This window comes from Aeromicrobium sp. CnD17-E (assembly GCF_024124745.1).
Taxonomy (GTDB): Bacteria; Actinomycetota; Actinomycetes; order Propionibacteriales; family Nocardioidaceae; genus Aeromicrobium.
In genome coordinates this window covers 13,387-40,016 of the sequence record NZ_JAMXRU010000019.1, presented here as the reverse complement: position 1 = coordinate 40,016, position 26,630 = coordinate 13,387, and the positions used below count along the sequence as shown (strand labels likewise).

23 protein-coding genes are annotated in these 26,630 nt (G+C 72.5%); 11 read left to right on the top strand and 12 right to left on the bottom strand.

Features of this window, described 5'->3' with window-relative positions:
• The 4 genes from NH339_RS06325 to NH339_RS06310 all read right to left on the bottom strand — a co-directional run.
• A partial coding sequence (locus tag NH339_RS06325; protein WP_253023601.1) for a glycosyltransferase occupies positions 1 to 827 on the bottom strand: 827 nt, incomplete at its 3' end.
• A complete protein-coding gene (locus tag NH339_RS06320) occupies positions 824 to 1,918 on the bottom strand; it encodes a glycosyltransferase family 1 protein (RefSeq protein ID WP_253023600.1) in 1,095 nt (364 codons plus the stop codon). The genes NH339_RS06320 and NH339_RS06325, both read right to left, overlap by 4 nt.
• 241 nt (positions 1,919 to 2,159) lie before the next feature.
• Positions 2,160 to 2,477: a hypothetical protein gene (locus NH339_RS06315; protein ID WP_253023599.1), complete on the bottom strand. Its 318-nt coding sequence runs from the start codon at positions 2,475 to 2,477 to the stop codon at positions 2,160 to 2,162.
• A gap of 25 nt (positions 2,478 to 2,502) precedes the next feature.
• Positions 2,503 to 2,988: a pyridoxamine 5'-phosphate oxidase family protein gene (locus NH339_RS06310; protein ID WP_253023598.1), complete on the bottom strand. Its 486-nt coding sequence runs from the start codon at positions 2,986 to 2,988 to the stop codon at positions 2,503 to 2,505.
• Between the two features lie 156 nt (positions 2,989 to 3,144).
• Between NH339_RS06310 and NH339_RS06305 the strand changes: the two genes are divergently transcribed.
• From NH339_RS06305 to NH339_RS06295, 3 genes are all read left to right on the top strand, one after another.
• Positions 3,145 to 3,576 carry an SRPBCC family protein gene (locus NH339_RS06305; protein WP_253023597.1) on the top strand — a complete coding sequence of 144 codons (432 nt, stop codon included), beginning with the start codon at positions 3,145 to 3,147 and terminating at the stop codon, positions 3,574 to 3,576.
• A 145-nt stretch (positions 3,577 to 3,721) separates the two neighbouring features.
• Complete coding sequence (locus NH339_RS06300; protein ID WP_253023595.1) at positions 3,722 to 5,182, top strand: MDR family MFS transporter; 1,461 nt, start codon at positions 3,722 to 3,724, stop codon at positions 5,180 to 5,182.
• 797 nt (positions 5,183 to 5,979) lie between these two features.
• The gene (locus NH339_RS06295; protein WP_308207040.1) at positions 5,980 to 8,106 is read left to right on the top strand and encodes a DEAD/DEAH box helicase; all 2,127 of its coding nucleotides are present in this window, start codon (positions 5,980 to 5,982) and stop codon (positions 8,104 to 8,106) included.
• A gap of 144 nt (positions 8,107 to 8,250) precedes the next feature.
• Here the strand turns inward: NH339_RS06295 and NH339_RS06290 are convergent, their stop codons facing one another.
• The 6 genes from NH339_RS06290 to NH339_RS06265 form a co-directional block, all read right to left on the bottom strand.
• Complete coding sequence (locus NH339_RS06290) at positions 8,251 to 8,826, bottom strand: hypothetical protein (RefSeq protein ID WP_253023593.1); 576 nt, start codon at positions 8,824 to 8,826, stop codon at positions 8,251 to 8,253.
• A 597-nt stretch (positions 8,827 to 9,423) separates the two neighbouring features.
• On the bottom strand, positions 9,424 to 11,346 hold the full coding sequence (locus NH339_RS06285) for a glycoside hydrolase family 15 protein (protein WP_253023591.1): 1,923 nt from the start codon (positions 11,344 to 11,346) through the stop codon (positions 9,424 to 9,426).
• Positions 11,343 to 12,740, bottom strand: coding sequence for a glucose-6-phosphate dehydrogenase (zwf, locus tag NH339_RS06280; RefSeq protein WP_253023589.1), 1,398 nt, complete (start codon positions 12,738 to 12,740; stop codon positions 11,343 to 11,345). Before zwf ends, NH339_RS06285 begins: the two co-directional genes overlap by 4 nt.
• A gap of 125 nt (positions 12,741 to 12,865) precedes the next feature.
• The gene (locus tag NH339_RS06275) at positions 12,866 to 15,346 is read right to left on the bottom strand and encodes an ATP-dependent DNA ligase (RefSeq protein ID WP_253023587.1); all 2,481 of its coding nucleotides are present in this window, start codon (positions 15,344 to 15,346) and stop codon (positions 12,866 to 12,868) included.
• Between the two features lie 9 nt (positions 15,347 to 15,355).
• Positions 15,356 to 16,198 (bottom strand): Ku protein, encoded by an 843-nt coding sequence (locus NH339_RS06270; protein ID WP_253023585.1) that lies wholly within the window; start codon positions 16,196 to 16,198, stop codon positions 15,356 to 15,358.
• 99 nt (positions 16,199 to 16,297) lie between these two features.
• Positions 16,298 to 16,786 carry a hypothetical protein gene (locus NH339_RS06265; protein WP_253023583.1) on the bottom strand — a complete coding sequence of 163 codons (489 nt, stop codon included), beginning with the start codon at positions 16,784 to 16,786 and terminating at the stop codon, positions 16,298 to 16,300.
• Positions 16,787 to 17,020: 234 nt separating this feature from the next.
• On the opposite strand from NH339_RS06265, the gene NH339_RS06260 reads away from it, so the two are divergent.
• Entirely contained in the window at positions 17,021 to 17,941 is a 921-nt protein-coding gene (locus tag NH339_RS06260) for a GGDEF domain-containing protein (RefSeq protein ID WP_253023582.1), read from the top strand.
• Here the strand turns inward: NH339_RS06260 and NH339_RS06255 are convergent.
• Positions 17,932 to 18,336 carry a DUF3817 domain-containing protein gene (locus tag NH339_RS06255; protein ID WP_253023581.1) on the bottom strand — a complete coding sequence of 135 codons (405 nt, stop codon included), beginning with the start codon at positions 18,334 to 18,336 and terminating at the stop codon, positions 17,932 to 17,934. The genes NH339_RS06260 and NH339_RS06255 overlap by 10 nt on opposite strands.
• Before the next feature lie 56 nt (positions 18,337 to 18,392).
• Between NH339_RS06255 and NH339_RS06250 the strand changes: the two genes are divergently transcribed.
• Positions 18,393 to 19,034: an amino acid-binding protein gene (locus tag NH339_RS06250; protein ID WP_253023580.1), complete on the top strand. Its 642-nt coding sequence runs from the start codon at positions 18,393 to 18,395 to the stop codon at positions 19,032 to 19,034.
• Between the two features lie 234 nt (positions 19,035 to 19,268).
• Here the strand turns inward: NH339_RS06250 and NH339_RS06245 are convergent, their stop codons facing one another.
• The gene (locus NH339_RS06245; protein ID WP_253023579.1) at positions 19,269 to 20,189 is read right to left on the bottom strand and encodes an SDR family oxidoreductase; all 921 of its coding nucleotides are present in this window, start codon (positions 20,187 to 20,189) and stop codon (positions 19,269 to 19,271) included.
• A gap of 94 nt (positions 20,190 to 20,283) precedes the next feature.
• On the opposite strand from NH339_RS06245, the gene NH339_RS06240 reads away from it, so the two are divergent.
• From NH339_RS06240 to NH339_RS06215, 6 genes are all read left to right on the top strand, one after another.
• Positions 20,284 to 21,228, top strand: a complete 945-nt coding sequence (locus NH339_RS06240) for a 1,4-dihydroxy-2-naphthoyl-CoA synthase (RefSeq protein ID WP_253023578.1) — start codon at positions 20,284 to 20,286, stop codon at positions 21,226 to 21,228.
• 52 nt (positions 21,229 to 21,280) lie between these two features.
• Positions 21,281 to 21,622: a hypothetical protein gene (locus tag NH339_RS06235; RefSeq protein WP_253023577.1), complete on the top strand. Its 342-nt coding sequence runs from the start codon at positions 21,281 to 21,283 to the stop codon at positions 21,620 to 21,622.
• 67 nt (positions 21,623 to 21,689) lie between these two features.
• Positions 21,690 to 22,421: a suppressor of fused domain protein gene (locus NH339_RS06230; RefSeq protein ID WP_253023572.1), complete on the top strand. Its 732-nt coding sequence runs from the start codon at positions 21,690 to 21,692 to the stop codon at positions 22,419 to 22,421.
• On the top strand, positions 22,418 to 23,110 hold the full coding sequence (locus NH339_RS06225) for a DUF4272 domain-containing protein (RefSeq protein WP_253023571.1): 693 nt from the start codon (positions 22,418 to 22,420) through the stop codon (positions 23,108 to 23,110). Before NH339_RS06230 ends, NH339_RS06225 begins: the two co-directional genes overlap by 4 nt.
• A gap of 90 nt (positions 23,111 to 23,200) precedes the next feature.
• A complete protein-coding gene (locus tag NH339_RS06220; RefSeq protein WP_253023570.1) occupies positions 23,201 to 25,825 on the top strand; it encodes a bifunctional diguanylate cyclase/phosphodiesterase in 2,625 nt (874 codons plus the stop codon).
• Positions 25,826 to 25,925: 100 nt separating this feature from the next.
• Positions 25,926 to 26,594 carry an HNH endonuclease family protein gene (locus NH339_RS06215; RefSeq protein ID WP_253023569.1) on the top strand — a complete coding sequence of 223 codons (669 nt, stop codon included), beginning with the start codon at positions 25,926 to 25,928 and terminating at the stop codon, positions 26,592 to 26,594.
• Positions 26,595 to 26,630: the final 36 nt, after the last annotated feature.

Genomic DNA, 26,630 nt, shown 5'->3' with positions numbered 1-26,630 from the left:
GCCATGGCCTCCGCCGCGACGAGGCCGTACGGCTCGTCCCACTGCGGCGTCACGAGCGCCACGCCGGCGCGCCCGACGAGGTCGCAGAGGGCGTCGGTGTGCAGGTGGCCGACCAGGCGGGCGTCGTCGCCGAGCAGCGGCTCGACCTCGCGACGCACGTAGTCGGCGTCCAGCACGGGTCCCGCGAGGTCGATCGCGAGCCCGGCGCGTCGGGCGGCGAGGATGGCCAGGTGCGGAGCCTTCTCCGGCACCAGCCGGCCGGTCCACACCGCCCGCCCGCCCCCCGGACCCGGCTGCCACCGGGACGTGTCGACGCCGTTGGGCACCACCTCGGCCTGCACGGCGTGGGACCAGGCGGCGGCGGTGTGCCGGCTGACCGCGGCGAACGTCGACGCGTCGCCCGACATCGCGATGGCCGACTCGAGCCAGCCCAGCGGCGGGGTGTGCAGCGTCGTCACCATCGGCACCGACACCATCGGCGCCATCGCGACGGGGAGGTGGTGGAGGCTGTTGTTGTGCACGACGTCGAAGCGCGACTGCCCGCCGCGGGCGAGCCGGAGCATGAGCGCCAGGTACGCGTGGTGCTCGCGCATCCATGCGTCCGGATGGGCCCCCACGTCGGCGCGCGCTGCCGCGCTCGGCTCGAACGGCGGCACGTCGAGCTCCTCGACGTCGAGCGAGGGGTCGGACCCGGGTGCGGCGAAGACGCTCACCCGGTGGCCGCGGTCGGCGAGCGCGTGGGCCAGCGTGGCCGTGTGCGCCTCGAGGCCTCCCTGGAACGGCTCGGCGACGGGGAAGCGGGCGGACGCGACGAGGCAGATCCTCATCGGCCACCCACGGTCGCGATGCTGCAGGCACCCGTCAGGGCGTCGGTGTAGACGGTCGCGTGGGCCTCGGCGAGCTGGCGACGCTGCGCCAGCCGCTGCGCCACGGTGGGTGCGGGGGTGGGCGTCGACGTCCACGCGTCGCGCACCGCGGCCACGAGGCTGTCGGCGTCGAACCGGTGCTCGTCGAACGTGAACGCGTGCACCGGCCCCTGGTCGGCGTAGTAGCCGCAGCTCGGAGCGGCGACGGGGGTGCCGACGTCGCGGCAGAGCTCGAGCCAGCCCGAGTGGGTGCCGAAGCGGTAGGGCAGCACGGAGAGGTCCAGCGACGCCAGGTAGTCGACCAGCTCGTCGTCGGTGAAGTAGTCGTGCACGCGCACGTCGACGACGACGGGGGCGTCGGCGAGCCAGGCGGCGAGGTCGGCGTCGAAGCGCGCGCCGCCCGGGTCGAGCACGTCGGTGTGGCCGTCGACCTGCAGCACGCCGCCCGGCACCTGCTGGACGGCGCGGAGCAGCGGGGGCAGGAGGGTGGCCGGGTCCATGCAGGCGCGCAGGCTCTTGACGTGCAGGCCGACGCGGAACTCGCCGCCGCGCTCCGCGGGTGCGGGACGGTGTCGGGCGAGCCGCTCCATCGTGGTGGGCTCGACGACGTGCGGGTGGGGGAGCACCAGCGCGTCGCGGTCCCACCGCCGGTGCACCTCGGCCGCCGCTCCGTCGGTCAGGGTGACGACGACCGACGCCGCGGGCACGAGCACGTCGAGCTGGGCGTCGTGCAGGGCGCGGTCGAGGTGGTGAGGGTTCCGCAGGTCGTGCACGGTGAGCACGAGCGGCTTGCCGTGCGTGCGCAGCGCCTCGACCAGCGCGGTCAGCTGCGCCGGGGCGAGGGCATCGAAGCCGAAGTGCACGTGCATCAGGTCGAAGGAGTCGTGCGACCGCTCCACCCAGGCTGCGTCGAGCATGGCGGGCGGCCACCACGGCTGGCCCGCGGCGGCCGGGCCACCCCCGGGCGCGGGGTCGGCCAGGCGGCGGACGGGGTCGTCGAGGTCGCGGTCGGGCGACGACAGGTGCCGCACGTACACGTGCCCGGAGGGCACGGACGCGATCCTGATCTCGGGCCGACCCTGGCGTGAGGCCGTGGACTGCCCGCTGGACGGTTCCGTGTCGGCGAGCGGCATGCTGACTGACCCCCTCGAGGCTGTGGGCGACCGCGGACCGGTCGCGTCCCAGGAGGTACCCGTGCCCGAGGGGGTCAACCCCTCCGCGGACGCAGCAGGGGGAGAGCGTCGCTCGACGCTCTCCCCCTGCTGCGAGCCCTCGGCCCATCGGGGGTGGGGCTCAGAGGTCGAGCGTGCCCACCCAGCGCTCGCCCTCGTCGCCGCCCCACGCGTCCCAGGCGACGCGACCGGGCGACGGGAAGCCGTCGGAGCCGTTCTTGAAGCCCTCGGCGTCCTTGTCGACGTCGTGCCGCTTGAAGTAGGCGCGCATCTTCGTGGCCTGCTCGTCGGTGAGCTTCTCGCCGTTCGCGAGCTGGTGGGCCCGGTGGTCGCCGGTGTCGGTGAAGCCCTTGCCGGCCTTGCCGTCCTCGATCCAGCGGACCGCGCGCTGTGCGGTCTCCTGCACGCCCTTCGGCGGCTGGTGCTTGCCCTCGCTCATCGTCGGACCTCCTCCGTCAGGCTGATCAGGGGTTCTCGACGACGCCGTGGTCGCTCTTGTACGGCTCGCCGGTCAGCTTCGACTTCACGAGGCTGATCGCGGACGCCACCTTGCTGCCGGGCGTGTCCCAGTACTCCGCCTTGTCGACGCGCACCTTGATCAGCGTCGAGTTCTCGCCCTCGGGGCCCTCGGGCAGCCACGCCTCGGCGAAGGTGTTCCACAGCTCCTTCAGCTTGGCGAGGTCGTCGACGACCTCCGCGTGGCCCGTGAGCGCCACCCAGGAGTCCGACGAGCTGAACGTCAGCTGCACGTCGGGACGCTGTGCGACGTCGCGGGTGTGCTCGGTGTCCTTCGCCGTGATGAACCACAGCTCGGCGGGGTCGAGGTCGGTGTCCTGGCGCGCCATCGGGATGCTGCGCAGGGTGCCGTCGTCGGTGATGGTCGTGAACATCGCGATCCGCAGGTCGGTCAGCAGGTCGTCGAGGGTCTTCTCGTCGGTCGTGTCGCTCATGGTGGCTCCTCGTCTCGGGGGTCCTTTCGACCGTAGGACGGGGTGGGCAGGTGCGCCTCCCGAACGCCGCGGGCCTGGACCCGGACGGCGTGCGGCGCGGGTGGCGCTGCGGCGGCTCGAGGTGCAGGGGTCGGGATCGTCGCCGAACCTGGAGGCATGACCGAGATCAGCCGCACGTTCACCGTCCAGCCCGCTCCGTCGACCGTCCTGGACTACCTGAAGGACTTCTCGCACGCCGAGGAGTGGGACCCGGGCACGGAGTCGTGCCAGCGGATCGACGACGGTCCGGTGGCCGTCGGCAGCCGGTGGCGCAACACGTCGAAGATCGCGGGCGTGAGCACCGAGCTGGAGTACGAGCTCACCGAGCTCGACGACACGCACGTGCAGTTCGTCGGCACCAACGACACCGCCCACTCGACCGACACCATCACCGTCCAGCCGCACGGCTCGGGCAGCGAGATCACCTACGTCGCCGACATCCAGCTCAAGGGTGCCGCGAAGCTCGCGACGCCTGTCGTCAAGCTGGTCTTCGAGAAGATCGGCAGCGACACCGAGGACGACCTCGTGCAGGTGCTCAACCGGCTCTGAGGCATCTGCCGCTGGACCGGACCTCGGGGCAGGGCGGGGCGGGAACATCCCGCTGCCTCCTGACGTTCACCCCCAGGTCTGCGCCGTGGTCGACGATGGAGTCCGCGCGCCACGAGCACGCCCGGCACCGACCCCAGGGGACCGCATGAGCACCGCCACGACCGACCCGACCGCGACGACGGACACGCCGCCGCTGCCGCGCGAGCACCTGCTCGTCATCGGCACGCTGCTGGTGGCGTCGTTCGTGGTGATCCTCAACGAGACGGTCATGAGCGTGGCGGTTCCGGTGCTCCAGGACGACCTCGGCGTGCCGCCGTCGACGGGCCAGTGGCTGACCACCGCGTTCATGCTCACGATGGCCGTCGTCATCCCGCTCACCGGCTACCTGATCCAGCGCGTCGCGACCCGCACGCTCTACGTCGCGGCGATGTCGCTGTTCACGGCGGGCACGGTGCTCGCGTTCGCGTCGCAGGGCTTCGCGATGCTGCTGGTCGCGCGGGTCGTGCAGGCGTCGGGCACCGCGGTGATGCTGCCGCTGCTCATGACGACGGTCATGACGATCGTGCCCGTCGCCCGGCGCGGCGCGATGATGGGCAACATCACGGTCGTCATCGCGGTCGCCCCCGCGCTCGGCCCGACGCTCTCGGGATTCGTGCTCGACCACTTCGGGTGGCGCTGGATCTTCGGCGTCGTCGCACCCGTCGCGCTCGCGGCCCTCGTGGTGGGCGCCCGGTACGTGGTGAGCGTGGCAGCCACGGGCGACCAGAGGATCGACGTCGTGTCGGTGCCGCTCTCGGCGCTCGGCCTCGGCGGCCTCGTGTACGGACTCGTCGGCATCGGCGAGCACGCGCAGGGGTCGTCGGGGACGCCCACCTGGCTGCCGTTCGTCGTCGGCGGCGTGGCCCTGGCCGCCTTCGTCGCCCGCCAGCTGCAGCTGCAGCGTGACGACCGGGCCCTGCTCGACCTGCGCGTGTTCACGTCGGGCCAGTTCCGCATCGCCACCGGTGCGATGCTCATCGCCATGGCGGCCATGTTCGGCTCGTTCCTCCTGCTGCCGCTCTTCGCGCAGCAGACGCTCGGCCTCAGCGCGCTCGAGACCGGACTCATCACCCTGCCCGGCGGGGTGGTCATGGGTGTCACCGGACCGTTCGTCGGCCGGCTCTACGACCGGCTCGGTCCGCGCGTGCTCGTCGTGCCTGGCTCGCTGCTCGTGTCGGCGGGCCTGTGGCTGCTGGTCGACGTCGACGCGGACACGTCGGTCGCGTGGCTGGTGGGCGCCAACCTGGTGCTGATGCTGGGTCTGTCGGCCACGTTCACGCCGCTGATGACGACCGCCCTCGGGTCGGTCGAGCCTCGTCTGTACTCCTACGCGAGCGCCGTCGTCGGCAGCCTGCAGCAGGTGGCCGGCGCGGCCGGCGCAGCCCTGTTCATCACCATCATGACCGTCGTCTCCGCGAGCGGCGTCGACGCCGGGCTCGGCGAGGGTCCGGCCTTCGTCGACGGCGTGCAGCGCGCGTTCCTCGTCGGCGCGATCCTCAGCCTCGTGCTCGTCGCCTTCTCCCCCTTCCTGCGCAAGGCGAGCGGGTCGGGGGAGGTCGTGCACTGAGGGTCTGACCCTCGCTGGTGCGCAGGCGGGGGGGTCTCGTCCTGATGGTGCGCTGCCGCAGGGGCCTGGGGTTGCTGGTGCGCTGCCTCGGCCTTCGCTGGGGGTGGTCTCCGCAAGGGCCTTGACCGGGCGGTTGGCGGCGGCACTGGTCTGGGGTCTCGGGCTGCGGGTGGGGCACGGGGTGGGCGCAGGATTCTGCGTTCGTGCGTCCGAAGTCCAAGGCTTCTGCGTTTGTCACGGGATCCCGTCGCGAACGCATCTTTGTTCGGCCGCGATCCCCCCTGTCGGTGGATCCGCGACCGCAGAAGCGCTCCTGCGGTTGCAGATCCACCGATAGGACACGCGAACGCAGACTCTTGGGCCCCAGGACGCAGAAACGAAGAATCGTGCGTCCATGGGCGGGCCCGGGCCAGACCCCGAGACCCGAAGTCACCTCCAGGCCCGCTGCCGGTCGAGGCCCCTTTCGGAGACCACCACCAGCGAAGGCCGAGGCAGCGCACCAGCAAGGTCACGACCACCGCAGTCAGCGCACCAGCAGGACGAGACCCGACGGGCACCACCCCGTCGGGACCACGTGGATCCGGCGCCACAACTGGGCAGAACGCGCCAAAGGAACCCCTCTCGTCTACACTTGCCGGAGCAGGAGCCGTACGGCCCGCACTCGTGGGTGGGTGCTCAGCCACCGACCCGCCGCCGAGATCACTGGCGGCCGAGTCGCCGTACGCCCTGTCGCGGTGACGGGCACGACCCGTCCGCCGCCGGCCGAGGCAGACGTCCGGCCGTGGAGGAGGAGCCTGTTGGCCACGAGAACGCAGCAGCGGAACCCGCAGAAGGCACGCCAGAACGGCAGCGGGGCCCGGCGCAAGAAGCACGACGACGACACCGGACTCATGCCCGTGCTCGCGAAGGCGGTGCGCGAGGTCGAGAACGCCGTGCAGCGACGACGCGTCACCGCGTCGACCCGCGCCACTTTCCAGGCCGTCGGCCTGCTGGTGCGCGAGGAGCGCGCCCGCGTGAAGACCGACCCCGACCTCACCGAGCCGCAGCGCGCCGACCAGCTCAAGCGCCTCGACGGCGTCGCCACCATCCTGGCCAAGACCGCGACGCGCGAGCCCGCGCTGCTCATGCTGCTCACCGACGACGCCGAGATCTCCAGCTCGACCCTCGCCCTCAAGCGTGAGCTGATGGCAGCCGCCGGCCTCGAGCTGGCCGCCGAGCCGCCCGCCTCCACCACCGAGCTGCGGGTCGACCGCTCCGTCGTGCCCCGCTCCGTCGTCGCGCGCCAGCTTGCGAACCCCTTCATGCCGCCGGAGTTCTCCCCCGAGCCGCCGCCCCGCACCGGGCCGAGCCGACTCGCGACGTGGGAGCTCATCGGCCCTCTGCTGTCGTCGTTCGAGCGGGCCGCCGCCGGCGCGCCCGCCTGCATGGAGCTCCCCGAGCCCCTGCCGCTGAACCACCGCGGACCCGAGCTGATGCGCCACCAGGCCCAGCTCGTGTCGTCCGCCGCCGAGGGACACCGCACGTTCCTGCTCGCCGACGAGCCCGGCCTCGGCAAGACCGCGCAGTCGCTGCTCGCCGCGCACGCCGCGCAGGCGTACCCGCTGCTCGTCGTCGTGCCGAACGTCGTCAAGGCGAACTGGGCGCGCGAGGTCGGGCTGTGGACGCCGCAGCGCGCCGTCACGGTCGTGCACGGCAACGGTGACGACATCGACGCGTTCGCCGACATCGTCGTCGTCAACTACGAGATCCTCGACCGTCACGCCGGCTGGCTCGGCGACCTCGGCTTCCGCGGCATGGTGCTCGACGAGGCCCACTTCATCAAGAACACGTCGTCGCAGCGGTCGCGCCACGTGCTCCGCATCGCCGACCGCATCCGCAGCCGCACCGCGCGACCGCTCATGATGGCGCTCACCGGTACCCCGCTCATCAACGACGTCGAGGACTTCCGCGCCATCTGGCAGTTCCTCGGCTGGATCGACGAGAAGAAGCCGCTGCCCGAGCTGATGCACCGGCTCGACGAGACCGGCCTGACGCCGCTCGACCCCGGCTTCTTCCCCGCCGCCCGGCAGGCCGTCATCGACATGGGCATCGTCCGCCGTCGCAAGATCGACGTCGCCGCCGACATCCCCGCCCGCCGCATCGCCGACATGCCCGTCGAGCTCGACGGCGAGGCCGGCCGTTCCATCCGCGCCGCCGAGGCCGAGCTGGCCCGCCGGCTCGTCGCCCGCTACGACCGGGCGGCCGCCGCGCGCGTCGAGGCCGGTCACCCGGTGGCCGAGGTGCTCGACCTCGACCTCGTCCGCAAGGTCGCCGCGTGGGAGCGCGAGGAGGCCAACGAGTCGACCGGCGAGAACGTGTTCTCGATGGTGCGTCGCATCGGCCAGGCCAAGGCCGGTCTGGCCGCCGACTACACCGCCCAGCTGGCGCGCAGCGTCGGCAAGGTCGTGTTCTTCGCGAAGCACCTCGACGTCATGGACGCCGCGCAGAAGGCGTTCGAGGAGCGCGGCATCGGCTACTCGACGATCCGCGGCGACCAGACCGCCGCGGCCCGGGCGAAGGCGATCGACGCGTTCCAGAACGACCCGGGCACGCAGATCATCGTCTGCTCGCTCACGGCGGCCGGTGTCGGCATCAACCTGCAGGTGGCGTCGAACGTCGTCCTCGCGGAGCTGTCGTGGACCGACGCCGAGCAGATGCAGGCGATCGACCGCGTGCACCGCATCGGCCAGGAGGAGCCGGTCACCGCGTGGCGCATCATCGCCTCGCAGACGATCGACACGCGCATTGTGGAGCTCATCGACAGCAAGGCCGGGCTCGCCGCGCGCGCCCTCGACGGCGAGGACACCGAGGTCGACGTCACCGACGTCCAGCTCGAGGCGCTCGTCGGCATCCTGTCGGACTCGCTCCGTTCGCGTCGCCGCTGACCCGACCCGCCTCCACCCGCGCGTTTGCGTGGGGCCCCACCCGAACGTGCAAGAACGACGCATGGTTGCGGTGGGGGGAGCGGGTTTGCGTGGGGCCCCACGCAAACGGGCCGGCGGACGCGAAGCGGACGGGGGCCGCGCGGATCAGCGCCGGGCGGTGACGTCGCGCGGGACGTCGGGGACGTCGCCGGGCCAGTCGCCCAACCGTTCGCGGCCGGGTGAGCCGTCGTCCGTGCGGACGTTGACGAGGCTGAAGGCGGTCTGTCCCGGCACGGGTTCGCCGCGCTCCACCCACCCGGCCTCGGCCGCTGCCGCGTCGACCTCGAACTCGGGTCCGTCGCCGGTCTCGACGCTGACCGTGATCTGCGTGTTCGGCAGGTATCCGGTGCGCACCGACCACGCCGACTCCACGAGGAAGGTGACCAGCGCGGGCCCGTCGACGATCCGGTACCCCGGCGCGACCGTGACGCGGACGTCGTAGCCGGTGTTGCCCTTGATGTTCGGCGGCTCGCCCCCGGCCAGGTCGATCGTCAGGCCGGGGATGCTCGAGACGGCAGCCTGCGCCTGGCGCAACGTCTGCCCGCCCGACTCCGCGTCGTGAGGGATGTCGTAGCGAGGGCCCCCGGGAGCCCCGCAGCCCGCGAGCGCGAGGAGGACGGCGACGGCCGCGACGAGGCGTCTCGTCGTCGAGCCTGCGTGCGTCGTCGTCGGGGTGCCCATGCGGGAGATCCTGGCATCTCGGGGGTCTTGCTGGGGCGGGGCCTCAGGGGTCTCGGCTCGTTGGTTCGCTGCCTCGGTGGGTCTGTGCTTGCTGGTGCGCTGCCGCGGGAGGCTCGTGCTCGCTGGTGCGCTGCCTCGGCTGGCGCTGTGTCTGGTCTCCGAAAGGCCTCGACCGGGCGGCTGGCGGCGGCGCTGGTCTGGGGTCTCGGGCTGTGGATTGGTGCTCGGCGTGGGGGCAGGATTCTGCGTTCATGTGGAACGGTCCACGTCAAGGCAGAATCGTTCCGGCATGACGCCCGCTATCGGCGGATCATCAACCGCAGGGGCGCTCCTGCGGTTGCAGATCCACCGATGGAACGCGCGAACGCAGAACCTTGGCCCGAGAACGCAGAAAAGAAGAATCGTGCGTCACCCGCAGGCCCAGACCAGACCCCGAGACCCGAAGCCAGCCCCGGGCCCGCTGCCGGTCGAGGCTCTCTCGGAGACCACTCCCAGCGCCAGCCGAAGCAGCGCACCAGCAGGACGAGACCCCCGCAGGCCGCGCAGCAGCAGGCCGAGACCCCCGCAGCCAGCGCACCGGCCAGCACAGGCCCCGCGTCAAGCCAGCGCGCGGTCGAGGTTGATGGCGGCGCTGATGAGGGACAGGTGGGTGAAGGCCTGGGGGAAGTTGCCGAGCTGGTCGCCGGTGGCGCCGATCTGCTCGGCGTAGAGGCCGAGGTGGTTGGCGTAGGTGAACATCTTCTCCAGCGCGACCTCGGCCTCGCGCAGACGGCCGGCGCGGGTGAGGGCCTCGACGTACCAGAACGAGCAGAGGCTGAAGGTGCCCTCGCCGTCGCCCACTCCGTCGCCGTCGGCGTCGGCGTCCTCGATGCCGTCGGGCGCGGCGTGGACGTCGTAGCGGAAGACGAGGCTGTCGGCGACGAGCTGCTCCTCGACGGCGGCCAACGTCGACAGGAACCGCGGGTCGACGGGCGAGCAGAACTTCACCATCGGCATCAGCAGCACGCCGGCGTCGAGCACCGGGTCGGCGTCGGGGTCGGCGTCCGGGTCGTGCTCGGCCATGAGGAACGTCTCGTGGTGCGGGTCCCAGTGGTCGCTGAGGATCCGCTCGTGGATCTCGTCGCGCACCCGCGACCACGCGCCGACGTCGCCGGGGAGCCCGCGGCGCCGGGCCATGCGGATCATCCGCTCGACCGCGACCCAGCACATGAGCCGGCTCGTGGTGTGGGCGCGCACGTCGCCGCGGATCTCCCACATGCCGGCGTCGTCGGCGTCCCAGTGCTCGAGCACCCAGTCGAGCACGCGCCGCAGGTCGTTCCACGCGTCGTGGCTGATGCCCGGACCGTACTTGTCGAACAGGTAGACGGCGTCGATGACCTCGCCGTAGATGTCGAGCTGCAGCTGGTCGACGGCCGCGTTCCCGACGCGCACCGGACGCGAGTCGCGGTAGCCCGCCAGGTGGTCGAGCTCGTGCTCGTCGGTGGGGGCCGATCCGTCGATGTCGTAGAGCACGCGCAGCGGTCCGAGCTCGGCCTCGTCGTCGCGCTCCTCGCCGAGCCGCTCCGACAGCCAGCGCGTGAACGCGTTCGCCTCCGACGTGAACCCCAGGCGCAGCAGCGCGTACAGGCTGAAGCCGGCGTCGCGGATCCACACGTACCGGTAGTCCCAGTTCCGGGTGCCGCCGATCGTCTCCGGCAGGCTCGTCGTGGGGGCGGCGACGACCGCGCCGCTGGGTTCGTGGGTGAGCAGCTTGAGGGTGATGGCGGAGCGGTGCACCGTCTCGCGCCAGCGTCCGGCGTACGTCGACTGCGACAGCCAGCTGCGCCAGAACTGCGACGTCGCCTCGAACAGCGCCGACGTGTCGGTGTCGTCGCAGCCGTCGGTGGGGGTGTCGGCGTGCGGGTCGAGCACCTCCAGCACGAACAGGGCCCGCTCGCCCTCCTCGAGCGTGAACTCGGCGGTCACGTCGCCCGCATCGACCTCGAGCGGCACCGTCGCGCCGAACGCCATGCGCACGCCCGGGTCGTCACCCCGGCCCTCGCAGGTGAGGGAGACCCCGTGGCCCGACGCGACGTCGAGCGGCTCGAGGTCGGGCGTCGTGCGCCCGTAGTGGGGGCGGGCCGCCACCCGGGTGCGGACCACGGAGCGTCCGCGGACGGCCACGACGCGACGTACGAGGCGCTGGCGGTGGTCGGGGTCCTCCGCGCGGAGCACGGGCATGAAGTCGTGCACCTCGACGACGCCGTCGTCGGTGAGGAAGCGGGTGGCGAGGATCGCGGTGTCGGGGAAGTAGAACTGCTGCGACCGCACCGACCCGTCGACCGGCTCGAGCTCCCAGGCCCCGCCGCGCTCGTCGTCGAGCACCGACGCGAACACGCTCGGCGCGTCGAAGCGCCCGGGACAGAACCAGCCGATGGTCCCGTCGGTGCCGACGAGGGCGGCCGTGCGCAGGTCCCCGACCAGGCCGTGGTCGGAGATCGGCAGCGGCCCCGACGTCGGACCCGGTGGGGATCCCGTCATCGCAGGTGCCAGCCGCGCTCGCCCGCGAGGTCGAGCGCCGCCTGCGGGCCCCACGAGCCCTTCTCGTACGACTGCACCGGCGGCGGGTCCTCCAGCACGGGCGTGATGACCTGCCAGAGCCGGTCGACCTCGTCGCCGCGCGTGAACAGCGTCTGGTCGCCGTGCATGACGTCGAGCAGCAGCCGCTCGTACGCCTCGAGCGGGCGGTGCTCGGGGTCGTCCTCGGGGAGCTTGAAGGTGGCCGAGGCGCGCGTCAGCTCGAACGTCGGGCCGGGTCGTTTGACGTGCAGCGCGGCCGTCACCTCGGGCGCCTCGCCGAGCTCGAGCACGAGCCGGTCGTCGCCGTCCTGACGCTCGTCGAACAGCGGCTCCGGGGCGCGGAAGAACAGCGTCGCGGTGCGGCGGGTCGCCGCCATCGCCTTGCCGGTGCGCAGCAGGAACGGCACGCCGCGCCAGCGGTCGTTGTCGACGTGCACGCGGACGGCCACGAAGGTCTCCACCTCGGAGTCGTCGTCGACGCCCTCCTCGTCGCGGTAGCCCTCGTACTGGCCCCGGACGACGTCCTCGGCGCGCAGCGGCTGCACGTCGGCGAACACCGCGGCCTTCGCGTCGCGGAGGTGGTCGGCGTCGATGCTCTCGGGCCGCTCCATCGCCAGGAAACCGAGCACCTGCGAGAGGTGCGTCGAGACCATGTCGCGCAGCGCGCCGGTGGCCTCGTAGAAGCTGCCGCGGCCCTCGATGGTGAGCTCCTCCGGCACGTCGATCTGCACGGCGCAGACGTGCTCGGCGTCCCACGACGGCTCGAGCAGACCGTTCGCGAAGCGCAGCGCGAGCACGTTCTGCACGGCCTCCTTGCCGAGGAAGTGGTCGATGCGGAACACGCTGTCCTCGCCGGCGACCTCGTCGAGCGTCGCCTGCAGCGAACGCGACGACTCCAGGTCGGTGCCGAACGGCTTCTCCACGACGATGCGTGCGCCGTCGGCGATGCCCGTCTCGCCGAGCATGCGGATCATCGGCTCCATCGCCGCGGGCGGGACGGACAGGTAGACCAGGCGGCGTGCGTCGTCGCCCAGCTCGGACTCGGCGTCGCGCACGGCGGCCGCGAGGTCGCTGCCGTCGTCGGCGTCGGAGGTCTGGAAGCTGGTGCGCGACACGAGCTGCTCGGCGACGTCGACGTCGAGGTCGTCGACGAACTCCTTGAGCCCGTCCATCACCTGCTCGCGGAAGTCCTTCTTCGGCTCGTGGCGCCCGGACCCGATGACGCGGTAGTCGGCGGGCAGCCGGTCGGCGAGCGCCAGCCGGTAGAGACCGGGGAACAGCTTGCGCTTGGCGAGGTCACCGGTCGCGCCGAACAGCACGACGACCTGCGGAGGGAGGGAAGAGGAGGAGCTCACGACACGTCCTGGCGTCAGGGGAACGGGGTCACGTTCCACGCTAGGAGCGACCGTGGTGGAGCGCATGCCGACTGGACGTGACGTGGTCGTGCGACGGACGCCCGTGGTGGTCGGCGGGGGCAGCGTCAGGTCGGGCCGGGTCGGTGGTCCGGGACGGTCTCGACGTCGGCGACGGTCTTGTCGGCGCGCAGACCGCGCCAGACGGGGTGGCGCAGGTGGCCGGAGTCGGTCCAGCCCGCCGCGGTGACCTCGCCGACGAGCTCGGCCGCGGTCCACACCGCCTCCCGGGCGACGTCGCGCGGGGCCTGGACGGTCGGTTGCTCACGCCGCAGCGGCTCGAGCCGTCGCGCGAGGTCGGTCAGCGCGCGCTCGTCGAACCCGGTGCCCACCCGACCCGCGTAGCGCAGGCCGCCGGTCGCGTCAGGCACCGCGACGAGCAACGAGCCCACCCCGCCGGTGCGCCCGCCGCGGCCAGGTCGCCACCCGACCACGACCACCTCCACGTGGTCCTCGTGCTTGAGCTTCACCCAGTGCGCCGAGCGGCTGCCGGGTCGGTACCGGCTGCTGCGCCGCTTCGCGACCACGCCCTCGAGGCCGAGCTCCTGGCTCGACGCGAGCGCGGCGTCGAGGTCGCCGTCGAAGGCGAAGGGCACGTCGAGCCGGTCGGCGTCGTCGAGGTCGAGACCCTCGAGCAGCTCGCGTCGCTGCACGTAGGGCAGGCCCGTCACGTCGGCCCCGCCCAGCCGCAGCAGGTCGAAGACGACGTACCGCACGGGGACGGCCCGGCGCGCAGCCGTGACGTCGCGTGGCCGGACGAGCCCGATGCGCTGCTGGATGCGCCCGAACGACGGCGCCCCGTCGTCGCCGAGCGCGACGACCTCGCCGTCGACGACGGCGTCGTCGAGGTGCAGCCCGGCGAGGGCCTCGGCGACCTCCGGGTAGGTCGTCGTCACGTCCTTGCCGCTGCGTCCCACGAGGCGCACGGCCTCGCCGTCGCACGTCGCCACCACGCGGACGCCGTCCCACTTCATCTCGAACGCCCAGACGTCGGCGTCGCGGTGCGGGTCGAGGCCGTCGGGCCGGCTCGCGAGCATGGGTGCGACGGTCTCGAGACGGCCGGCGTCGGGCGGACTCCCGCCGTCGGGCTCGTCCGTCGTCGCAGCGTCGCGCGCCTCTGGGGCGTGGGCGGCAGCATCGGGGGCCGCCGGCGGGTCCATGCGGTGCATCAGCCAGTTCTCACCGGTGCGGATGAGGGCGAACCGCACGCTGCCGCCCAGCCCGCCGCCAGCGGAGCCGTGCAGCACGGCGATCACCTCGCCCTCCTTCCACTTCTCCAGCGTGTACGTGCCGTGGTCCCAGACGCTGACCTGGCCCGCGCCGTACTCGCCCTTCGGGATGGTCCCCTCGAACGTCGCGTACTCCATCGGGTGGTCCTCGGTGGGGACGGCGAGGTGGTTGCGGCTCGGGTCGGTGGGCGGCCCCTTCGGCACGGCCCACGACACGAGCACGCCCTCGCGCTCGAGCCGGACGTCGTAGTGCAGGCGGGTGGCGTGGTGCTCCTGCACCACGAAGATCGGGTCGTCGCCGCGCTCCGTGGGCGCCTCCGCGGGCACCGGCTCAGGAGTGCGCGACGCGTCGCGCATCGAGCGGTAGACCGTCAGCCGGTCCGGCGCGGCCGCGGGCGTCTCGTCGCCCGACGTCGGCTGCGGGTCCAGCCCCGCGAGCGGGTCGTCGTCACGTTCCAGCACCTCCTCCATCGTCAGGTGGCGCAGGTCGGGCCCCAGCTCGTCCCACGACCGCGGCGCGGCGACGAACGGACCCTCGCCGTCGGCCGCGGCGCGCCCGCGCAGCGAGTACGGCGCGATCGTCGTCTTCGCCTGGTTGTTCTGGCTCCAGTCGACGAGCACACGTCCCTCGCGCAACGACTTCTTCATCGACGAGACCACGAGGTCGGGCAGCTCGTCCTGCAGCGCCGCAGCCACCTGCTTCGCGAAGGCGTTGACGTAGTCGGCGTCGTGCTCGCCCGTCAGGTGCGCGTACAGGTGCAGGCCCTTGCTGCCGCTCGTCACCGGGAACGCCTCCAGCCCGACGTCGGCCAGCAGGTCACGCGCCGCGTGCGCCACCTCCACGCACTCCGCCAGCCCCACGCCCGGGCCGGGGTCGAGGTCGAGCACCAGGCGGTCCGGGTGGCGCGGCGTCCCGTCGGCCTCCACCCGCCACTGCGGCACGTGCAGCTCCAGCGCCGCCACCTGGCCCAGCCACGCCAGCGCCGCCGGACCGTCCACGAGCGGGTACACGTTCACGTGGCTCTTGTGGCGCACCACCACGCGGCGCACCCAGTCGGGCGCGGAGTCCGGCAGGTTCTTCTCGAAAAACAGGTCGCCTGGTCGATCTATCGTGCCGACTGAGTCAGGCCAACGCTTGCGGGTGACCGGTCGTCCGGAGGCGTGCGGGAGGAGGCGGTCCGCGACGGCCACGTAGTAGGAGATCACCTCGGCCTTGGTGGTGCCCGTCGCCGGGTACAGCACCTTGTCGGGGTTCGTCAGACGCAGGCGCCGACCGTCGATCGTGACGGTCTGGCTGCTCGACGACCCGCGGCTGGGCATGCCGCCGGGTCAGGCCTTCTTGCGGGCGCGCGACGTCGACGCGCTGCTGCCACCCTGGCCGCGACGCTCCTTGCTCCGCTCGACACTGCGCTTGAGCGCCTCCATCAGGTCGACCACCTCGGCGTCGTCACCCTCGTCGTCGCTCGTGCCGAACGTGGCCGCCGTGTCGATCGTGTCGCCCTGCTCGAGCTTCGCCTCCACCAGCGTCCGCAGCTGCTCCTGGTAGTCGTCGGTGAACTGCGACGCGTCGAAGTCGGCCGCGAGCGAGTCGACCAGCTGCGAGGCCATGTCGCGCTCCTTCGCGCTGATCCGCGGCACGGTCTCCAGCACGTCGAAGTCGGCGGTGCGCACCTCGTCGTCCCACAGCATCGTCTGCAGCAGCAGCGTCTTGTCGCGCACGCGCAGCACCGCCAGACGCGACTTCTGTCGCAGCGCGAACCTCACCACCGCGCTGCGGTCGGTGTCCTCGAGGGCTCTGCGCAGCAGCGTGTAGGGCTTGATCGCGGTCTTGTCGGGCTCCAGGAAGTACGCCTTGTCGAGCCGGATCGGATCGATCTGCTGGGCCGGCACGAACTCCAGCACCTCGATCTCCTTGGCCGACTCCGCCGGCAGCGACGCGAGGTCGTCGGCGGTCAGCACCACCGTGTTCTCGCCGTCGTCGTACGCCTTCGCGATGTCCTCGTAGGCGACGACCTCGCCGCAGACCTCGCACCGGCGCTGGTAGCGGATGCGTCCGCCGTCCTCCGCGTGCACCTGGTGCAGCGAGACGTCGTGGCTCTCGGTGGCGCTGTAGACGCGCACCGGCACGTTGACCAGGCCGAAGCTGATCGACCCCTTCCAGAGCGAACGCATGGGATCAGTGTTCCGCACTGGAAGGTCGGCGGCCACTCCGTGACGCACGACGGGCCGGGACCCGAAGGTCCCGGCCCGTGCGTGGGGTGATGCGGTCGACTAGTTCGTGCCCGGCGCGTCGACGGAGTCGAGCGAGTCGGCCGGGGCGGCCGGCTTCGGCGGGGCGGGCGGGGGCGTCGCCGGCTGGTACGGCGGCGGGGGCGGCGTCTGCTTGCCCTTCAGCGTCGCGAAGGCGGCAGCGCCCGCGCCGAGGATCAGGCCGATCCCCACGATGCGGCGCAGACGACGCTTCTTCTTCGGCTTCACCTCGTCGGGGAGACGGTCGGCGACGCCCTTGGGGAGGCGGTCGTAGGTCTTCTCGCTCAGCTCCGGCGCGCGGTCGAGCAGGTCGTGCCCGATCTCGGGGAGACGCTCGCGCAGGTCGGCGACACCGGACTGCGCCTTGGCGACGACGGTGTCGCGCACCTCGGGCGCACGGTCGGCGAGCTGCTGGCGGACGCTGTCGGCCTGGGCGACGAGGTCGTCGAGGCGGCCCTCGAGGCGCTCCTGGACCTTGTCCCGGACGGTCTTGTTCTTCCTCAGCGACATGCTGGCACGGCTCCTCGGTCGGCGTGGATGCTTCTGCTCACGACACTATCGCCGGGGCCTGGGCGACGCACCCTGGCCGTCGACGCGACCGGACATTCACCCAGTTTTCGACGTTCGGCGGCGCGAGAGACCCCCTTCTTGCGATCATGGCGGGCGTCGTCGGAGTGCCGTCCAGGGGAGGTCCAGGTGCTGCGCAAGGTCTCCGGGCTGCAGAGGGCCGTGGGATGGCCGGCCATGACCTCGGCGACGGTGCTGCTCAGCCTGACCGCCCTGTGCATGCTCGCGCTCACCCTCGCCACCTGGCAGCCGGACAACAACCCGCGATGGGTGCTCTACCTCCTCGTGGTCGTGGCGCTCGGCGGACTCGGCTGGACGGTCAGGCGCGGTCCGCTGCTCGAGCCGCGCGAGGTCGCGGTGATGGTGTCGCTCTGCTTCGTGGCGCTCGCCGTGCTGACCTGGGGCACCGAGCGCCAGATCGCCGTCCTCGCCAACGGCACGAGCACGCCGACCCTGGCCGTCTTCGCCGTGTGGTTCCTTCCGCTCGCGCTGGCACGCGTGGTGTCGTACGTCGGCACCGCACTGTGGGTGCTGGCCGTCGCCTCGCAGCACGACCCGCAGATGCTCGGTCCGACGGTCGCCGTCGTCGTGCAGGTGCTGGTGGGGACCGAGGTCCTGGGTCGGCTGCGGCTCCGGCTCGACCGGCTCGCCCGCACCGACCAGCTCACCGGCGCGCTCAACCGGTGGGGCGTGCAGGCCGTGGTCGACGCGCAGCTGGTCCGCCGCCGTCGGCTGGGGACGCCGCTGACCGTCCTCGCCCTCGACGTCGACGACCTGCGCGCCGTCAACACGCTCGGTGGTCACGCGGCGGGCGACCGGCTGCTGACGTCGGTCGTCGATCACCTGCGGGCGGGGCTGCGCGAGGGTGACGTGCTGGGCCGCCTCGGCGGCGACGAGTTCCTCGTCGTCATGCCCGGAGCCGACCACGGCGTCGCGGAGGTCGTCGCGCGGCGGCTGCAGGTGGGTGCCCCGGCGTCGTGGTCGTGCGGGGTGGCGCAGGCGCGCGCCGACGACGACGTCGCGTCGCTGCTCGCGCGGGCCGACGACCGGATGTACGCGCAGAAGCAGGGACGTCGCCCGGAGCCGGGTCAGACCTGACTGACGCCGGGGGCAGGGTCGGGGTCGTCGGCGACCGACGTGAGCAGCCCGCGGCGCTCCGCCGAGGTCTCGAACCAGATCGTGAAGAATGGCGGGATGGAGGCCGCGAGCGCCAGGGCGAGGGTCTTGAGGTTCCAGCGGAACGTCGACCACGCCACGACCGCGAGCGAGCAGTAGGCGAGGAACAGGACGCCGTGGATCGGGCCCACGATCGGCACACCGCCCTCCAGGCCGGTGTGCGGGTCGTCCTGCACGACCCACTTGAAGAACATCGCGACGAGCAGTGCGCCCCACGACAACGCCTCGGCGAAGGCGAAGATGCGGAACCAGCGCCGCACCGACCGGGCCCGGTCGTGAGGCTGGGGGACGGTCTCGGAGGCCGCAGGATCGGTCACGACCCACAGCGTAGTGGCGTCACACAAAGGAAACAGCCTCGTGGTGAGATGGGGACATGGCCTTCCTGCTGCGCGTCGAGCTGCCCGACGTCCCGGGTTCGCTCGGTGCGCTGGCCACGGCGCTCGGTGGTGCGGGTGCCGACATCGAGGCGATCGAGATCGTGGAGCACCGCGCGGACGGCAAGGCGGTCGACGACGTGCTCCTCGAGCTGCCGCCGAGCGTGATGGCCGACGCCCTCGTGACGGCGTGCCACGAGCTCGACGGCGTGCGGGTGCACTGGATCTCGCGGTACAACGCCGGCGCCAACCTGAGCATGGACCTCGAGGCCGTCGAGCAGTTCACGTCCGAGCCGGAGCACGCCCTGGAGCGCCTCGTCGAGGTCGTGCCGGCCACCTTCCGCACCGACTGGGCCATGGCGCTGCGTCGCGTCGACGGCGAGGCGTCGGTGCTGTTCGCGTCGCCGTCGGCGCCCAAGCTCGTGCCCGAGGCCGCGGAGTGGTTGTCGATCCGCTCGTCGTCGCGCCTGGAGGGTGTCGAGGCGTGGTCGTCGACGCTGCTCGCCGGCACGCACGCGAAGGACCGCCAGGGTCGCGGGTTCGTCGTCGTCGTCGGACGGCACGGGGGCCCGGAGTTCCTCGCCTCCGAGCTCGCCCGCCTGGGCCACATGACCTCGCTCGCGGGGTCCGTCCAGGCCTGACCGCCGCTGCGCGTTTGCGTGGGGCCCCAGGCAAACGCGCACTTTCGGCCGTCGTTTGCGTGGGGAAGTGCACCTTTGCGTGGGGCCCCACCCCAACGTGCGCCGGCGGCCGTCGCTTGCGTGGGGAAGTGCGCCTTTGCGTGGGGCCCCACCCAAACGGTGCCTCCCACCCCAGCGCTGGGTGGGGGAGTCACACCTGGGGTGGGGCCCCACCCCAAGGGCGGCCGGGGTGGGTCAGGGGGCGGAGGGGGTCTCCTCGAGCGGCTTCTTGGGGTCGGTGAGGGGGACGTGCGCGTGCTGGAAGCGGCCCAGGGCGGCGACCTCGCGCTCGAGGTCGGGCACGTGGCGCTTGAGCTGCGGACGCATGAAGAGCCACGCAACCGGGGAGTTGAGCAGCGGCTTCGTCCAGTTGGCGAGCAGCACGCCCCGCGGCACGTACACGCGGGTCTTGCGTCGGCGCAGGCCCGCGACGATCGCGTCGACGCAGTCGGCCAGGGTGGTGGTGCTGTTGGCGGGGTAGGGGAGCTTGCCGCGGATCAGCTTGAACGTCGGCAGGTCGGCCTCGGCGCCGCGCACGATGTCGGTGTCGATCCACGACGGGTGCGCCACCCCGACCTTGATCCCGAGGTGGGCGACCTCCTGGCGGGTCGCGAGGGCGAGCGACTCGGCGCCGGCCTTGCTGGCGTTGTACGACGCGAGCCCCGCGAGGTTGGTGAAGGCGGCCAGCGACGCGACGACGAGGGCGTACCCGCGGGTGCGCTCCAGGTGCGGGATCGACGCGTGCAGCGTGCGGTAGACGCCGTTGACGTTGATGTCGACGACCCGCTCGAACGACGCCTCGTCGATCTGGCGGACGGTGCCGTACGACGCGATGCCGGCGTTCGCGAGGACGTGGTCGATGCGGCCGAAGTGCGCGGCGGCAGCGTCGATCGCCTCGGTCATCGCGCGACCGTCGCGCGCGTCGGCCTCCCACCACGCCGCGGCGGGGCCGAGCTCGGCGGCGAGCGCCTCGAGCAGCTCGGGCTCCAGGCCCAGCAGTGCGACCTTGCCGCCCTGTGCCACGTACGCCCGTGCCACGCCCGCGCCGATGCCGCGTGCGGCGCCGGTGACGAGCAGGACCTTGCCGGTGAAGCCCTTGCGGGCGAACAGTGCCATGGCGTCAAGATACCGACGGTATCTGAGCGCGTCACGCGGGTGTGACCGATTCCCGACGCGCGCCCTGCAGCCGCCCACCAGTAGCCTCGCGGCCATGAGTGCGCTCCCCGGTGTGTCCGAGACCTTCGACCCGTCCGGCTGGGACGAGGTGCCCGGCTTCGAGCACCTCACCGACGTCACCTACCACCGCGCCCGCACGCACGGCACCGTGCGGGTCGCGTTCGACCGGCCCGACGTGCTCAACGCGTTCCGCCCGCACACGGTCGACGAGCTGCTGCAGGTGCTCGACCACGCGCGCACGTCGGCCGACGTCGGCTGCGTGCTGCTCACCGGCAACGGCCCGAGCGAGAAGAACGGCAAGCGCTCGTTCTGCACGGGCGGCGACCAGCGCATCCGCGGCCGGTTCGGCTACCAGTACGAGGACGGCGAGGCGTCCGGCTCCGACACCGGCGCGGAGGAGCCGTCGCCCATCGACAAGGCCCGCCTCGCGCGGCTGCACATCCTCGAGGTCCAGCGCCTCATCCGCTTCATGCCGAAGATCGTCATCTGCGTCGTCCCGGGCTGGGCGGCGGGCGGCGGGCACAGCCTGCACGTCGTCGCCGACCTGACCCTCGCGTCGGCCGAGCACGCCCGCTTCAAGCAGACCGATGCCGACGTCGGGAGCTTCGACGGCGGCTTCGGATCGGCGTACCTGGCCCGCCAGGTCGGGCAGAAGTTCGCCCGCGAGATCTTCTTCCTCGCTGACGAGTACTCCGCCGAGGACGGCGTCCGCATGGGCACGGTCAACCGGGCCGTCCCTCACGACGAGCTCGAGGCGACCGCCCTGGAGTGGGGGCGCAAGATCAATGCGAAGAGCCCCACCGCGCAGCGCATGCTCAAGTACTCCTTCAACCTCATCGACGACGGGCTCGTCGGCCAGCAGGTGCTGATGGGCGAGACCACCCGCCTGGCCTACATGACCGACGAGGCGCAGGAGGGTCGCGACCAGTTCCTGGAGAAGCGCGACCCCGACTGGTCGCCGTTCCCCTGGTACTACTGAGCGGGCCGGACGTCGCTGGGTCCGCCACCGTGTCCTGCGGCAGGATGGCGCGGTGGACACGACGACGCTCTGGAGGCCGACCGGGCCGCAGGAGCTCGCCCTGGTCGAGGCCTCGGGGTGGCGCGCGTGGCCGCCACGGCTGCCCGACCAGCCGATCTTCTACCCCGTCCTGAACGAGGACTACGCCGTGCGGATCGCGCGCGACTGGAACGTGCCGGCGAGTGGCGTGGGCTACGTGACGCGCTTCGAGGTCGAGACGTCGTTCCTCGACGCGTACGACGTCCAGCAGGCGGGTGGCGACACCATCCTGGAGTACTGGATACCTGCCGAGGACCTCGCCGACCTCAACGAGCACATCGTCGGCACGATCGACGTCGTGCAGGTGTTCCGCTGACCCTGGATCCGGCACCGCGGCGACGCTAGGGTCGTGCCCACCGGGAGAACCGAGGGACGGAGGGCTCGTGCTCGGACGCAGGCGCGCGCGGCGTCGGGAGCACCCGACGACCATCCGCCACCAGGAGCGGGAGCGACCGTTCGAGCCGGCAGGCCTCGGGTGCTCGGAGACGGTGGACGCCGTCGACCGTCACCTGGAGCAGTGGGTCGGGCCCGTGGAGACGGTCTTCCACGAGATCGTGTCGGACCTCGTGCACGTCGACGTGCACCTCGTGCCGGCCGGCGAGGGTCGGCCGTTCCACACGTTGGCGACGTCGGGCATGTCCGACCGCAGGATGACCGTGCCGGAGAACCTGCGCGGGCAGGTGCCGGACCGGCTCGAGGTCATGGTCATGCTCCCGCCGGACTGGCCGGTCGACGAGGCGTCCTGGGTCGACGAGCGCTCCTACTGGCCCGTGCGCGCGCTGAAGGTGCTCGCCCGCTTCCCCCACGAGTACGGGACCTGGCTGGGTGCGTGGCACTCGCTGCCGAACGGCGACCCGGCCGAGCCGTACGCCGACGACACCCGCTTCTGCGGCCTCTTGCTCGCCCCGCCGATCCGGCTGCCACAGGAGGCGCGGACCTTCCGCACCGACGACGGTCGAGACGTCGCCATCCTGGCGATGCTGCCGCTGCTGCCCGACGAGCTCGAGGTGAAGCTGACGGAGGGCGTCGACGGCCTCCTCGACGGCCTCGACGCGCACGGCGTGACGGAGCTGCTGGACCCGCACCGGCCGAGCGTCCTCGGCCCTCCACGGTGAGGTGGTCTCGGGGTCGGGACGCCCGGCGTGAGCGCGACGACGCGGCCACCGAGGCTCGTCGCCGTACGCTCGCGGCGCTGTCCGGTCTCGGTTTCCCGCAGCCCCCGTCGCACCTGCCTCTGGTGGCCGACGCTGCCGATCCCCTCGTGCTCGTGGACGAGGAGCACGTGGTGCAGCGTGCGCTGGTGCTGACGGTGCGCGTCAACCTGGCGCTCGGCATGCCACCGGAGCTCGCGCGGACCTGGTTGGCGGAGCAGGGACTGCTCGCGTCCCTCAGCCCGCGCGAGCGCGCTCTCGTGTCAGGCGCGGTCGAGCCGGACTCCTCGGACGAGGCGCAGGTCGAGGCCCTGTGGGCGCTGGCCTGGGTCCTCGGCCTCGTGCCCGACCTCGACGCGGGCACACCGTGCGGCGACCAGCTCGCGTCGCTGATGCCCGACCTGCGGACCGGTGAGCCGGTGACGGCGTGGCGCTCCCGCACGGGCCCTCGGCGCAGGGACGTCGAGGACGTGCTCCCCGTGCTCGACCTGCACCTCGCCCTGACGTGGGGGATCACCGACGCACGGCTCGCGGGCCGACCGCACCCCGGACACGTCGATCCGTCCGTCCTCTGGGAGCGACGTCGCGCCCTGGAGTGGACCGTCGGCAGCGGCGGCCACGACGCGTGGGACGTCGTGGACCTGTCCACCTGAGCGGGACGTCGAGCCTCGATCCCTACCCGCGTGGCCTCACCGAGGTCTACGCTTCTCCGCAGGTGGAACGTCGGGAGGGGACTGCCTGAGATGGAGCGGCTGCTCGGCCTCGAGAGCAGCGCCCCGCGCACGCGGACGCGAGCCGCGGCGCTGGCGCTGGGCTTCGCCGTGCTCTTCGCGCTCGCGTTCCTCGCCGGTCGTGCGACCCGTGTGCCCCCGGCGCAGCTGGCGCTCGCCTGGCCCGCTGCCGGCGTGGTCATCCTCTGGCTGCTGGTGGCCCGCAGTGCGCTCGAGCGGCTGGTCGCGTGCGTCGTCGTCATCGTGGTGAGCGGTGTCCTCAACCAGGTCACCGGCACCGAGCCCCTCGGCGCCTGGCTCTTCGGCCTGGTCAACCTGTCGCACGGCGCCGTGGGTGCGGCCCTGCTGCACCGCTGGCGTCCGGCGTGGCTGCGCTCGACGTGGACGACGCTCGGCGACGTCGGCGTGCTGCTCGCCGTGGCAGCCGCGGCTGCCGCCACCAGCGGCCTGCTGGGGTCGCTGGTCGCGTGGTGGCGCTTCGACGAGCCGTTCCTCGAGGGCCTGCTGATCATCGGCTTCCGCAACGTGGTCAGCTCCTTCGTCGTGCTGAACGCGCTGCTGGCGCTGCCCAAGCTCTGGCGCACCCGCCGCGAGCGCGGCGCGGAGTGCCCGCTGACGATGGCTGCGGCGCTCGCCGTCACGGGCGTGCTGCTCTGGCTGCCGTGGCCGGTCGACTTCGCCATCGTGCCGATCGTCGTCGTCGTGGCGCTGCGCTGCGGCGCGCAGGCGACGTCGGTGCTGGTGGCGCTGCAGGGCGTGCTCGTCGTCGCCGCGACGGTCGCCGGCAACGGACAGTTCGCGTCGCTCGACGACCCCCAGGCGAGGGTCGTCGCGGCGCAGGCCTTCGTCCTCGTGCTGGCCGTCGTGGGCGTGGTGCTCGCGACGCTCGAGGACGCCCGCGACGCCGCGCTCGTGCAGAGCCGGCGCGACCGCGACCAGCTGCAGGACCACATGGAGGCGGCGCTGCTGGCATCGGCGCACGTGGTGGTCGACCCCGACGGGTTCGTGCACGTCGACGCCGTGAACGCGGCGCTCGTGACGCTCACCGGTCGACCCCGCCACGCGCTCCTCGGGGTCGACCCGCGCGACTGGTTCGTCGACGACGACGTCGAGGCGTTCCGCCAGGGCATCTGCGAGCTGACGCTGGGCCGCGCGCTCGGCTGGCGCACCCAGCTGCGGCTCGACGACGCGTGGGGCGGCGGATGGGTCGACGTGGCGCTGGCGCTCGTCGACCCCGACCTCGACCCGAGCCTCTCGCTCGGGGGGTCGGGCGCGTCGTCGGCGGCCATCACGCTGCAGATGATCGACGTGACGGCGCAGAAGGAGGCCGAGCAGGCACTCGCCCACGCTGCCCTCCACGACGACCTCACGGGTCTGGCCAACCGAGCCCTCTGGGCGGACTCGCTGGAGCGCGCCGCGCAGGGCGTCGGGTCCGAGCGGTCCGCGCTGGCGGTCATGTTCATCGACGTCGACCGCTTCAAGCAGGTCAACGACGGCCGCGGCCACGCGGTCGGCGACGCGGTGCTCGTCGAGCTCGCCGAGCGACTCTCGGCCCTCGTCGGCGACGGGGCGACCGTCGCCCGGCTCGGCGGTGACGAGTTCGTCGTCCTGTGCACGTCGGCGGGGACGCGCGAGGAGCTCGCCGCCGAGGCGCAGCGGATCATGGACCGGCTGTCCGAGCCCGTCGCGCTCCAGGACGGCGCCGCGGTCTCCGTGACCGTCAGCATCGGCATCGCCGCCGCCGACGAGCAGGCCGAGGCGCCCCTGCTCCTGCGTCACGCCGACCAGGCGCTCTACGCCGCGAAGGACCGCGGTCGCGGGCGGGCGGAGTTCTACGACCCGACCGTGCACGCCGGCATCGAGTCGTCGGCGCGGTTGCTCCTCGACCTCGAGCGGGCGCAGGCGTCGGGCGAGTTCTCGCTGGTCTTCCAGCCGATCGTCGACGTCGCCACCGGCTACCTCCACGCGGTCGAGGCCCTGCTGCGCTGGGACCACCCGATCCGGGGCCAGCTGCGCCCGGGCGACTTCATGCCCGTGCTCGAGGTCAGCGACCTGATGCACCAGGTGGGCGACGGGGTGCTCCGCGCGGCGTGCGCGCACGCGGCCTCACTGGCCGCGCAGGGCACGCCGGTGCCGGTGCACGTGAACGTCTCGGCCGTCGAGCTGGGGCGCGCGGGCCTCGTGACGCGGGTCCTGTCGGTGCTCGACGAGGTCGGGCTCCCGCCGTCGATGCTCGTCCTCGAGATCACCGAGACGCAGCTGCTCGACGTGACGGGCGGTCTGGTCGTCGACCTCTTCGCCCTGCGCGACCACGGGGTGCGGATCGCGGTGGACGACTTCGGGACGGGCTACAGCACCCTGGCGCACCTCGTCGACCTGCCCGTCGACGTCGTCAAGCTCGACGGCTCGTTCGTCGCCCGCATGACGCACTCGCGTCGGGCGCGCTCGGTCTGTGCCGGCGTGGTCGCGATGGCCCAGGGCATCGGCATCGACGTCGTGGCCGAAGGGGTGGAGACGGCGGAGCAGCAGACGGCGCTCGAGTCCCTCGGCTACCGGCTGCTCCAGGGATACCACCTGGGTCGGCCGGCTCCCGCCACGCCGCCGACGGCCGGCGTGGGCGCGCAGGGACGCGGTTGATGACGTTCGGGTGAACGTCTGGTTCCGAGGCTTCCGTGCGGACGACGGCGCGGCCTAGGGTCCTCTCGACCTGACCAGTGACTTCGGGGGGAGTCCCACCATGCCGCTTCGTGCTGCCACGTCCACCGTCCACGTCCGTCCCGCCGTCGTGCGGCGACGACACCGCCTCGCCCACGTCGTCGGCGTGCTGGTCGCGACGCTCGTCGCGACCGTCCTCGTCGCGCCGGCCGCGTCGGCGTCGCCGGAGTCGCAGCTCGCCGAGCTCACGGTCCGGGCGGAGTCGGACGGCTCCACCTACGACCGCGACGCGTTCCGGCACTGGATCGACGCGGACGGCGACGGCTGCAACACCCGCGCCGAGGTGCTGATGGACGAGTCGTCGTCGGCGACGGGGCGCACCGGCACCTGCACGATCACGTCGGGCTCCTGGCTGTCGCGCTACGACAACGTGCGCTTCACCGACGCGGGAAGCCTCGACATCGACCACATGGTGCCGTTGAAGGAGGCCTGGATCTCCGGTGCGTCCGGCTGGACGGCGAGCCGGCGCGAGTCGTTCGCCAACGACCTGGGCGACGCCCGCAGCCTGATCGCCGTGTCGGCGTCGACGAACCGGTCGAAGAGCGACCAGGACCCGGACTCCTGGCTGCCGCCCGCCACCGGCTACCGCTGCACGTACGTGTCGGACTGGATCGCCGTGAAGTACCGGTGGGGCCTCAGCGTCGACTCCGCCGAGAAGTCGGCCCTGCAGGACGTCCTGGCCGGGTGCTGACGCCCGGCTCGACCCGTCGCCGTCGCCGTCGATGCT